Raw genomic sequence first — 11,947 nt, forward strand, 5'->3', positions numbered from 1 at the left:
CTTGGATTAAAACGGCGCCCGGCACTTGTGGCCGAATGCCTTCAGTTATTAGCCCTGACTGGCCAGGGCTTCGACAGGTTCAATAGTATCGTTACGGATCACCGCACCGAACTGCTGCATCATTTGCTGGATGAACGGATCACCATGGATCGATTCTTCCGCCTCTCGCTGACGGTTGACCCGACGCCGGGATGCGGCCTGGGCCGGGGTTTCCTGCTCGGGCTTGATCAACTCCATGCGCAGGGCCAGGGTGCGCCCGTGATACTGGTTCAACGCGTCGTTGAGGCGGCGCTGCTGGGTGGCGTTGAACAGGGCACTGTGGGCCGGGTCCAGGTGCATCAACCAGTTGTCGCCTTCGACGGAAATCAGCGTGCAGTTGGCGGCGATGCTCCCGGTCATGCCGGAGATCGGCAGTTTCGGGAACAGCTCCAGCCATTGCAGGGCCAGGCCGGTAGCAGGCATGGCCGCAGGCTCGGGTTCGGGTTCCGGCGCGGGCTCGGCGGCGTGTTCACTGGCCAACTCGTCGAGATAGCTGTAGGCCGAGTCACTGTCCGGCTCGATGTAATCCTCATCCAGCGGCGGCTCGTCGTCCAGGTCGGTGCCCGGGGTGGCAGCATCGACTTCGGCCACGGACGGCTCCGGAATCGGCGCGGCGGCCCACTCCGGCGCATCCGGCACCACGCTGTCAGGCGTGGGCAGCGGCATCGGTGGCAACTCGGGTTGCTCGCCGGCAGTTTCCAGCATCGGCTCGACGGCGGGCTGCAGCACGGCTTCAGGCTCAGGCTCGATCGGGTCGTTCCACGGCAGGTCGACCACCTCTTCAATGGCGACCGCCTCAACCACTGGCTCTGGCGCCACAACCGCGGCAACCGGCTCAGGAACTGGGGCTGGGGCTGGGGCTGGGGCTGGGGCTGAGGCTGGGACAGAAACCGGAGCCGCCGCAACCGGAGCAACCGGAGCAACCACAGGCGCAGCAACAACCGGTGCAACTGCCGTAGCGACTACCGGCGCAACAACCGGCGCGGCAGCCACTGAGTTTGCGGAATCAACTGTGGCCTGGCTGATCCCCACTGGCTTTAGCGGTTGCCTCGGGGCGTCCGCCGTGTCGGCGGGCCTGAACGCCAGCATGCGCAGCAGGACCATTTCGAAGCCGCCACGCGGGTCCGGCGCCAGCGGCAAGTCGCGCCGCCCGATCAGGCCCATCTGGTAATAGAACTGCACGTCTTCGGCCGGCAAGGCCTGGGCCAGTGCCAGCACCCGATCGCGATCGCCGTGACCGTTGTCGACGCCTTCAGGCAGCGCCTGGGCGATGGCGACCCGGTGCAGCACGTTGAGAATTTCCGATAGCACGCCATTCCAGTCCGGGCCCTGTTCGGCCAGGTGGCGCACGCCTTCGAGCAGCGCCCTGGCATCGCCTTCGATCAGCGCGTGCAGCACGTCGTAGACCTGGCCGTGATCGAGGGTGCCGAGCATCGCCCGCACGTCGGCGGCCATGACCTTGCCTTCGCCGAAGGCAATGGCCTGGTCGGTGAGGCTCATGGCGTCGCGCATCGAACCGTCAGCGGCACGCCCCAGCAACCACAGGGCATCGTCTTCAAACGGCACGTTTTCGACGCCCAGCACGTGGGTCAGATGCTCGACCACGCGCTCGGGGGTCATGTTCTTCAGGGAGAACTGCAGGCACCGCGAAAGAATAGTTGCAGGAAGTTTCTGCGGGTCGGTCGTCGCCAGGATGAACTTGACGTAGGGCGGCGGTTCTTCAAGGGTTTTGAGCAGCGCATTGAAGGAATGGCTGGAGAGCATGTGCACTTCGTCGATCAGGTAGACCTTGAAGCGCCCGCGGCTCGGGGCGTACTGAACGTTGTCGAGCAACTCGCGGGTGTCCTCGACCTTGGTCCGGCTGGCGGCATCGATCTCGATCAGGTCGACGAAGCGCCCTTCATCAATTTCGCGGCACACCGAACACTCGCCGCAGGGCGTCGAGGTAATGCCTGTTTCACAGTTCAGGCATTTGGCGATGATCCGCGCGATGGTGGTCTTGCCGACCCCTCGCGTGCCCGTGAACAGGTAGGCATGGTGCAGCCGCTGGCTGTCCAAGGCATTGATCAGAGCCTTGAGCACATGGGTCTGGCCGACCATTTCGCGGAACGAGCGCGGACGCCATTTACGTGCAAGAACCTGATAACTCATCGAAAACCGTCGCAACCAAGGAACAGAAGCGGCTAATGCTAGCGGAGCAAGGCCAAAATTGCATCCGATGCCTCGTATTATCATGCCTCGTCTAATCTCGCCAAAATGCGCAGAGGGGCTCTTTTGGCCAGCACATAAAATGCGCACGCAGGAAAATGCCGCCTGGAGGGTTTCCATGGCAGACCAGATATCGAATTGTTTTTTCAGATAGTCCGAGAGAATTCCCGGAGTTCGTTAAGGTGGCGACCCCACCAGCCACACCCCGGCACACAATGTTCCCGCTGTGGCTGCTGCCTTCCGGCTCTGACCAGGTTCACGGGTAATCGTTGCGGGGGGACCGATGGAGTCACCATAACGACGCTCACCTGTCGGCGAGCCGCGCCATTGTACCTATCTGAGACGAAGTTACAACCGTTCGGTTGGATAAAAAAATATGAGTCTGGTCAAGGACATGCGGGTGGCCCTAAAAGATCGCAGCCTGCGGCAGCTCCTACAGGGGGAACGCCGAACACCCGAAGGAGCTGCCGCAGGCTGCGATCTTTTGATCTTAGGGTTGCGCCAGCACCTCATCCGCCTTACCGCCCTCCTCCTGGATCACCAGGTGGATGAAATGCAACTTGGCGATCACCGCCGGTGGCAGGACGAACGGATAGAAGTCCGGCTGGCCCATGCTGCGTGACAGTTCGTTGAGCATACCGGCCAATTCGATCCAGGCGTTGACGAAGGACAGGAACGCGGCGCCGCCAGGATGCTGCGGATCGTAGAGGGTGTCGTGGGGAAATGGCTGGTAGTCCAGGTCCATTTCCCGCGCGCTCATGCCAAAACCGAGGGCGGTGTCCACGGCGTCCATCATGTGCAGGTAGTGCGCCCAGGTTTCGGCCCAGTCTTCCCAGGGGTGCATGGTGGCATACGCACTGACGCACTGTTGCTGCCAGTCCAGCGGCGCGCCTTGCTGGTAATGGCGATCGAGCGCCTCGGCGTAGCTGGCGCGATCGTCGCCGAACAGCTTGCGGAACGGTTCCAGCCAGTGGCTGTTGGCGATCAGGCGGTCCCAGTAGTAATGGCCGACTTCGTGGCGAAAATGTCCGAGCAGCGTGCGGTAGGGTTCGTGCATCTGCACTCGAACCTTTTCCCGATGGGCATCGTCGGCTTCCTTGATGTCCAGGGTGATCAGGCCATTGGCGTGTCCGGTCGTGGGTGCCTGACCGTCGAGATCGACTCCGATGAAATCGAAGGCCAGGCCGGTTTCTTCGTCGACGGTCTTGGGGATGACCTGCAGACCCAGGCTGACCAGTTGCGCCACCAGGCGCCGCTTGGCGGTCTCGACCTTGCGCCAGCGCTCGTGGTTTTCAGGGATGCTCAGGTCGGGAATGGTGTGGTTGAGACTGCAGGCCATGCACAGGGTGTTTTGGTCGTCGGAGGGCAGCAGCCAGTTGCATGCAGCCGGGGAATCGAGGTTGGCGCAGCGGCGGAACAGCCCGGCGTCGGTATCGGCGTCGAGCAGCCAGGTGTCGGCTTGTGGGCCGGGCTGCAGGGAGGACAGGCGGCTTTTTTCCGGCTGGTAACCGAGAACCGCCGAACAGGCCAGGCACAGGCTGTTGCGAAAGAACAGCGACTGGCCACAGCGGCATTGCCAGACTTTGCTGTTGCGCGAGCTTTCGCCGATGAAGGGCGCGGCGATGCGTGAGCTGAGCTGTTCGAAGAAGCGGTACATGGCGATCTCTCCCTGGGGCTGGCCAAGACTAGATCATTGCGGCTGGAATATCGTTCCCGGAATTTGTGGGGATGGATCAAAAGATCGCAGCCTTCGGCAGCTCCTACGGGGTGCGGTATACATCCCGAAATGCGAGGTGGCAGCTCCGCCCTGTAGGAGCTGCCGCAGGCTGCGATCTTTTGATCTTAAATGCCGTACTGCTTCAGAAAGTCGACAAACGCCTCTTCATCCAGCACCTTCAACCCCAGCTCATTGGCCTTGGTCAGCTTCGAACCGGCACCCGGGCCCGCTACCACGCAGTGGGTCTTGGCCGACACTGAACCGGCAACCTTGGCACCCAGGCTTTCCAGCTTGTCCTTGGCCACGTCGCGGCTCATCAATTCCAGCGAACCAGTCAGGACCCAGGTTTGCCCAGCCAGCGGCAAGCCTTCGACGACTTTCTTCTCGCTCTGCCAGTGCATGCCGAATTCGGCCAATTGCGCCTCGGCAGCCATCGAGCGCTGACGATTTTCTTCATTGGCGAAAAACTCGCGAACTGCATTGGCCTGCTTCTCCGGCAATGCCTGGCGCATGTCCAGCCAGTCGGCATCCATCACCGCCTGCAGCGAGCCGAACTTGTCCGCGAGCTTTTGCGCACCGCCCGGCCCTACCGAGGGAATGTGCAGCTTGTCGAGGAACCCGCCCAAGGTGGTGCTGGCGGAAAACTCGGCGCCCAGCTCGCCCTGGTCCTGGATTTCCAGGCCATGCTTGAGCAGCTCGGCAATGACCTGCTGGTTGTGCGCATCCTCGAAGAAGCTGTGGATCTCATAGGCCACTTCCAGGCCGACATCCGGCAAGTACGTGAGCACTTGCGGCAAAGCCCGCTGCACCCGCTCCAGCGAGCCAAGGGAGCGCGCCAGGACCTTGGCCGTCTCTTCGCCGACATCGGGAATTCCGAGGGCGTAGATAAAGCGCGCCAGGCTCGGCTTTTTACTGTCCTCGATGGCGCTGAGCAGCTTCTCGCTCGACAGTTTGGCGAAGCCTTCCAGGTCTACGATGTCCTCGAACTTCAGCGCGTACAGGTCAGCCGGCGAACTCACCAGACCTTCGTCCACCAACTGCTCGACGCTCTTGTCGCCCAGGCCTTCGATGTCCATGGCGCGACGGGAGACGAAGTGAATGATCGCCTGCTTGAGCTGCGCACCACAGGCCAGGCGGCCGACGCAGCGATACACCGCGCCCTCGCTGACGGTCTCGCGACCTTTGCTGCGCTTGACCAGCTGAGTGCGCTCGACGTGCGAACCACACACCGGGCATTTCTCGGGAATCTGCACGGCCCGGGCATTTTCCGGACGGCGCTCAAGCACCACCTGCACCACTTGCGGAATCACATCGCCGGCGCGGCGGATGATCACGGTGTCGCCGATCATCAGGCCCAGGCGCGCGACTTCATCCATGTTGTGCAAGGTCGCGTTGGCCACGGTGACGCCCGCCACCTTGACCGGCTTCAAGCGCGCCACAGGGGTTACCGCGCCGGTACGTCCGACCTGGAACTCGACGTCGAGCAGCTCGGTGAGTTCTTCCATCGCCGGGAATTTGTGGGCAATCGCCCAACGCGGCTCGCGGGCGCGGAAGCCCAGTTCGCGCTGGGAGGCAATGCTGTTGACCTTGAACACCACGCCATCGATTTCGTACGCCAGGCTGTTGCGGCGTAAACCGATGTCGCGGTAGTAATCCAGGCATTCATCGATGCCGTGCGCCAGTTTCAGCTCGCGACTGATCGGCATGCCCCACTGCTGCAGCTGCTTGAGGTTGCCAATATGCGTGTCGGCGATGTCGGCCGAGACCTGGCCGATGCCGTAGCAGCAGAATTCCAGCGGACGGTTGGCGGTGATCTTCGAATCCAGTTGGCGCAAGCTGCCGGCAGCGGCGTTGCGCGGGTTGGCGAAGGTCTTGCCGCCGACTTCGAGTTGCGTGGCGTTGAGCCGTTCGAAACCGGCCTTGGACATGAACACTTCGCCACGCACTTCCAGGGTCGCCGGCCAGCCGCTGCCCTGCAGTTTGAGCGGGATGTTGCGCACGGTGCGTACGTTGACGCTGATGTCTTCACCGGTGGTGCCATCGCCGCGAGTCGCGCCGCGCACCAGCACCCCGTCCTGATACAGCAGGCTGACCGCCAGGCCGTCGAGTTTTGGTTCGCAGCTGTACTCGACTGCCGCCCCCCCACCCAGCAGGTCGCCTACCGGCAAATCGAGGCCTTCGGTGACCCGCCGATCGAATTCGCGCATGTCGGTTTCTTCGAAGGCGTTGCCGAGGCTGAGCATCGGCACTTCGTGACGCACCTGGGTGAACGCCGACAACGCCGCACTGCCGACGCGCTGGGTCGGCGAGTCGCTGGTGACCAGCTCGGGATGCGCGGCTTCGAGGGCCTTGAGTTCGTGGAACAGGCGGTCGTACTCGGCGTCCGGGATGCTTGGCTCGTCCAGCACGTGGTAGCGATAGTTATGCTGATCCAGCTCGGTGCGCAGCTCTAGAATGCGGTTTTTGGCGGCGATCATGGGTGTTCTCTCATAAAGCAAAAGAGCAGCCTAGGCTGCTCAATCTTGTCTGGATCAAGAGATCGCAGCCTCGTTTCACTCGACAGCTCCTACAGAAAAAATGCATCCCCTGTAGGAGCTGTCGAGTGAAACGAGGCTGCGATCTTTTGCCTTTAGCGTTTCTGGGTCAACGCACGACGTTCGAATTCAACGATGCGCTGACGGTAATGCTCGATCGTCTGGGCGGTCAGCACGCTGCGCTGGTCATCCTTCAATTCGCCGTTCAGTTCCTGGGACAGCTTGCGCGCTGCCGCCACCATCACGTCGAAGGCCTGCTTCGGATGACGCGGGCCTGGCAGGCCGAGGAAGAAGCTCACTGCCGGGGTGCTGAAGTGGTCGATGTCGTCCAGGTCAAACACCCCTGGCTTCACGGCGTTGGCCATGGAGAACAGGACTTCACCGTTGCCGGCCATGCTTTCGTGACGGTGGAAGATATCCATCTCGCCAAAACGCAAACCGCTTTCCAGGATGTTCTGCAACAGCGCCGGGCCTTTGAAGCCGGCAGCGTCGCGGCAGATCACGCTGATCACCAGCACTTCCTCGGCTTGCGGCTGTTCGCGCTCGGTGGCGGCATGCGCAGGCTTGGTGTCGTCCGGGAAATCGTCGTCTCGGCTGCTGAAGCTCGGGCCGCCGTCCAGGTCGAGATTAAGGTTCAGGTCGCCCTGGGATGGCTCGCCATGGCCACGCTTGCCGCGCTTGGAACCCGAGTCGCGGGCTTCCCGTGCAGGCATGCTCACCGACGGCAGATCATGCTCGTCCAGCTGCGGTTCCTTGTGGTTATCCAATACGCGAGGCGGGCCCAAAAGCTCGGCGCTGGTGTCCTCGTCCGGCAGATTGGACAAATTTCGGTCAAGACGGAATTTCAGTTTTCCCTTGCCGCCGCGCATGCGACGCCAGCCATCGAAAAGAATACCGGCAATGACAATGATGCCGATGACGATCAGCCACTCGCGCAGACCGATTTCCATTTAATCCCGTGCCTCTATAAAAAATGCTGAAAAATAAGGGGTTTACAACTCGCAAACCGCTTTAAAACGTGGCGCCAACTCTATGTTCTGACAGGCGTTTTGCCCACGTATACGAAAAATTGATATTAAACTAGCACGACCAAAGGCAACTTTACACCGTCTGTCATCCCGTCCAGTGCGAATATGTCGAATTAGCTGTCAGACAAGGCCTTCAGACACCTCTCTCGCGCCTGTAGGACCCCTCCTACAAAATCGGCAAAAATTCGCCTCAGGCATCCACCATCGCCATCGCTTCTTCGACGTCCACGGCCACCAGCCTCGAGCAACCCGGTTCGTGCATGGTCACCCCCATCAGTTGATCGGCCATTTCCATGGCGATCTTGTTGTGGGTGATGTAGATGAACTGCACCGTCTGCGACATTTCCTTGACCAGTCGTGCGTAGCGGCCAACGTTGGCGTCATCCAGTGGAGCATCAACCTCGTCGAGCATGCAGAACGGCGCCGGATTCAACTTGAAGATCGCAAAAACCAGCGCCAGTGCAGTCAGGGCTTTTTCTCCGCCGGAGAGCAAGTGGATGGTGCTGTTCTTCTTCCCGGGCGGCTGCGCCATGATTGTCACCCCTGTATCGAGTAGATCTTCGCCCGTCAGTTCCAAATACGCGCGCCCACCACCGAAAACTTTTGGGAAAAGCGCCTGTAATCCGCCATTGATCTGATCAAAGGTATCTTTGAAGCGGTTGCGAGTTTCCTTGTCGATCTTGCGAATGACGTTCTCGAGGGTGTCCAGCGCTTCCACCAGGTCGTCGTTCTGCGCGTCCAGATAACGTTTCCGCTCGGATTGTTGCGTGTACTCGTCGATGGCCGCGAGGTTGATCGCGCCCAGGCGTTGAATCCGCGCGGCAATGCGCTCGAGCTCTTCCTCGGCCTCCTTCTCGTTGGCCTCGGTCGTCAGGGTGGCGAGCACGCCATGCAGGTCGTAGCCGTCTTCGAGCAGCTGATCCTGCAAAGCGGCACGGCGCACGGTCAGGGCCTGCCATTCCATGCGCTGGGTTTCCAGCTGGCTGCGGATCAGCTGCGACTGTTGCTCGGCCTGGTTGCGGCGCTTTTCCGCGTCGCGCAATTCGCGGTCGGCATCTTCCAGGGCGATTTGCGCAGTCTTGAGTTCTTCGTCGACGGTCATGCGCTTGTCGAGCAACTCTTCGAGCTTGAGGCGCAGCTCTTCCAGCGGCGCCTCGCCCTCCTCCAGATTCAGGCTCAGTTGCTCGCGCTTCTCGGTCAGGCGCTCGGACTGCATCTCCAGGCGTTCCAGGGCCTGGCGAGTCGAATCGTGTTGCGCCTTGAGTGAGCCGAGGCGCACGGCCAGCTGATGGGCGTGATCCTTGTGCTGGCGGGCTTCCTGACGCACCCGATCAAGGCGTTCGCGCAGGCTGTCCCGTTGCGCCAGGAGCAATTCGCGTTGCTCGGTATCGAGCGCCATGCTGTCGAGGGCTTCCTGCAATTGCAAGCGCGCCTCGCCGGTGTTTTCGTGTTCCAGGGCGCGCTGCTCGGCCAGCTCGGTGAGTTCTTCATCGAGACGGCTGCGGCGCAATGACAGCTGTTCGGCCTTGGCTTTGCCGGCGGACAGCTGGGCTTTTAATTCGCCTTGTTGACGCGCCTCGTCCTGCAGCAGACGACGCAAATGTTCGCGGCCGTTCTCATGCTGACGCTGTTGCGCCCGCAGAGTTTGCAGCTGGGTTTCCAGGGTTTCGACCGTGGCCTCGCGCTCCTCGCGCTCGAGGCCGAGGGTCTGGATTTCCTGGCCGCGCGCGAGTACGCCGCTTTCGGCTTCGCTGGCCCGGCGCACCCGCAGGAAATGCCGGCCGACCCAATAACCGTCGCGACTGATCAGGCTCTCGCCGGGGCGCAACTGACCGCGCAGCGCCAGGGCCTGTTCAAGGCTGTCGACCGGTTTGACCTGGCCCAGCCACGGCGCCAGGTCGATCTGCGCCTCGACCTTGTCGAGCAAACTGCCGGGCACCCGCAGGTCATCACTGGCCGGGCTGAGCAGGCGCAGGTCGCCCTGGGCAAAACCGGCCAGGTCGTAATCACTGAAATCGTCTACCAGCACCGCCTGCAGATCGGCACCCAGCACGGTTTCCACCGCCAGTTCCCAGCCGGCCTCGACCTTGAGCCCTTCGGCCAGGCGCGGGCGATCAGCCAGATGCTGGTCGCGCAACCATTCGGCGGTACCGGTGCCCGGATCCAGCGCGGCTTGTTGCAAGGCTTCCAAAGACGCCAGCCGGCCGTTAAGCCGCTGCAAATCACCCTGGGCCTGCTGCTGCGCTGTCAGCGCTTGCTGGAGTTCCTGACGCAACTGTTCCAGGCGTTCGACCTGGGCTTCTTCGCTGGCCTGCAAGTCTTCGAGCGTCGCTTCGCTGGCGGCCAGTTGCTCGGTGAGCTCCAGGATCGCCGCGTCTTCGGGATCGGCCGAGAGCAACGCGCGCTCTTCACCGAGGCGCTTCTGCCGATCGGCCAGGCGCTCCATGCTGGTTTCCAGCTGCTGGATACGCGACTGCTGCACTTCAGCCTGGCGCCGGGGCTCGGCGGCGGTCAGGTTGAAGGTGTCCCACTGCTCCTGCCAGCCGTGCATGGTGGTTTCGGATTCTTCCAGGGCGGCGGCGGCCTCTTCGGCGGCGGCGCTGGTGATTTCCTGTTCCGGCGTGAGCATGTCCAGCTCTTCGCCGAGGGTCAGCAACAGCGTGCGGTCGTGGCCCAGGTGCGATTCGGTTTCCAGGCGCGCGCGTTCGGCTTCCTTCAGATCGTCCTGCAGCTGGCGCAGGCGCTGCTGGCCGTGCTGGATGCTCTGCTCGACCCGGGCGATGTCGCCGCCGACCGAATAGAAGCGACCTTGCACCAGGTTGAAGCGCTCGGACAGATCATGGTGCCCATCGCGCAGGCGCTCGATGCTCGCATCGGCATTGCGCTGCTCGGCGACCAGCGCCTCGAAGGTGATTTCCTGGGTGCCGATAATGGCTTCGCGCTGCCCGACCTGATCGTTCAACGCCTGCCAGCGCAACGCCGACAACTGCGCCTTGAGCTGGCGCTCCTCGCCCTTGAGTTCCTGATACTTCTTCGCCGACTCGGCCTGGCGGTGCAGGCGTTCAAGCTGGCGCGTGAGTTCTTCACGCAGGTCGGTCAGGCGCTCGAGGTTTTCGTGGGTGCGGCGGATGCGGTTCTCGGTCTCGCGCCGACGCTCCTTGTACTTGGAGATGCCCGCCGCTTCTTCGATGAAGTTGCGCAGGTCTTCGGGCTTAGATTCGATCAGCTTGGATATCATCCCCTGCTCGATGATCGAGTAGCTGCGCGGGCCCAGGCCGGTGCCGAGGAAGATATCGGTGATGTCGCGACGACGGCATTTGGTGCCGTTGAGGTAATAGGTGGTCTGGCTGTCGCGGGTCACTTTACGGCGAATGGAAATCTCCGCATAGGCCGCGTACTCGCCCAGCAGGGTGCCGTCGGAGTTGTCGAACACCAGTTCGATGCTGGCCTGGCTCACCGGCTTGCGGCTGGTCGAGCCGTTGAAGATGACGTCGGTCATCGACTCGCCACGCAGGTTCTTCGCCGAGCTCTCGCCCATCACCCAGCGCACGGCGTCGATGATGTTCGACTTGCCGCAACCATTGGGCCCCACCACTGCCGCCATGTTGCTGGGGAAGTTCACCGTGGTCGGGTCGACGAAGGATTTGAACCCCGCCAGCTTGATGCACTTGAGCCGCACGCTTAAGCGTCCGTCAGGGCGGAGACCACCAGATCGCAACTGCGCTGGGCGTAGGCCGTCAGCACTTCACGGATCTGCGGGAAGTCACGGGCCAGTACGGCGGCGAGCAGCCGTTCGAACAGCTCAAGGAACTCGCTCATCGACGCCTTGCGCTGGTCCAGAGCGAGGAAATACGCGCGGCTCATGGCCGGCTGCAAATTCTCGACGGTTTCCTGCAGGTACGGGTTGTTGGCGAACGGATAGGCTGCACGCATCACGTTGAAGCTGTCATCGACGAAGGTGCGGATGTCCTGGCGCTCATAGCTGTCGGTCAGGCGCTGCTGAATCTGCACGAAGGGCGCCATGTCGGCCTGGACTTGCCAGCCGTGGGCCACCGCGTTGCCGAGCAGGATATACAGCTCGCTCATCAGCGTGCACAGGCTTTGTACCTTGTGCGCGGTCAATTCGGTGACGTGCGCGCCCCGCCGCGGCAGGATCGCGACCAGGTGGCGGCGTTCGAGAATCAGCAAGGCCTCGCGGACCGAGCCGCGACTGACATTGAGGGCGAGCGTGACCTTCTGTTCCTGGATCCGCTCTCCGGGCTTCATTTCGCCGCGAATGATGCGTTCGGCGAGGTGGTGAGCAATTTGCTCGGCGAGGCTGTCCGGCGCCTTGAACGTCATGATTGTCCTTCGAACTCTTTCGATCTGCACAGGCGGCGCAGTGTAGCGCACTGAGGGGGCATGGCGGAGTGCCCAACCGG

General features: G+C 62.2%; 6 protein-coding genes and 1 other RNA gene. All 7 read right to left on the reverse strand.

All coding sequences use genetic code 11. The features are described 5' to 3' along the window. Nucleotides 1-48: 48 nt before the first annotated feature. The 7 genes from dnaX to ACYZTK_RS06595 all read right to left on the reverse strand — a co-directional run bounded on the left by dnaX (nt 49) and on the right by ACYZTK_RS06595 (nt 11,867). Entirely contained in the window at nt 49-2,190 is a 2,142-nt protein-coding gene (gene dnaX / locus ACYZTK_RS06565) for a DNA polymerase III subunit gamma/tau (RefSeq protein WP_462013698.1), read from the reverse strand. A gap of 246 nt (nt 2,191-2,436) precedes the next feature. After that, an RNA gene (gene ffs / locus ACYZTK_RS06570) (signal recognition particle sRNA small type) lies at nt 2,437-2,533 on the reverse strand. Nucleotides 2,534-2,737: 204 nt separating this feature from the next. Further along, nucleotides 2,738-3,904, reverse strand: a complete 1,167-nt coding sequence (locus tag ACYZTK_RS06575) for a zinc-binding metallopeptidase family protein (RefSeq protein WP_462013699.1) — start codon at nt 3,902-3,904, stop codon at nt 2,738-2,740. 185 nt (nt 3,905-4,089) lie between these two features. After that, nucleotides 4,090-6,441, reverse strand: a complete 2,352-nt coding sequence (gene ligA / locus ACYZTK_RS06580; protein WP_462013700.1) for an NAD-dependent DNA ligase LigA — start codon at nt 6,439-6,441, stop codon at nt 4,090-4,092. A 152-nt stretch (nt 6,442-6,593) separates the two neighbouring features. Further along, nucleotides 6,594-7,448: a cell division protein ZipA gene (zipA, locus tag ACYZTK_RS06585; RefSeq protein WP_462013701.1), complete on the reverse strand. Its 855-nt coding sequence runs from the start codon at nt 7,446-7,448 to the stop codon at nt 6,594-6,596. A 268-nt stretch (nt 7,449-7,716) separates the two neighbouring features. Further along, on the reverse strand, nt 7,717-11,205 hold the full coding sequence (gene smc, locus ACYZTK_RS06590) for a chromosome segregation protein SMC (protein WP_462013702.1): 3,489 nt from the start codon (nt 11,203-11,205) through the stop codon (nt 7,717-7,719). Between the two features lie 2 nt (nt 11,206-11,207). Next, on the reverse strand, nt 11,208-11,867 hold the full coding sequence (locus tag ACYZTK_RS06595; protein WP_462013703.1) for a GntR family transcriptional regulator: 660 nt from the start codon (nt 11,865-11,867) through the stop codon (nt 11,208-11,210). Nucleotides 11,868-11,947 lie beyond the last annotated feature (80 nt).

Source organism: Pseudomonas sp. LB3P31, from assembly GCF_054897945.1.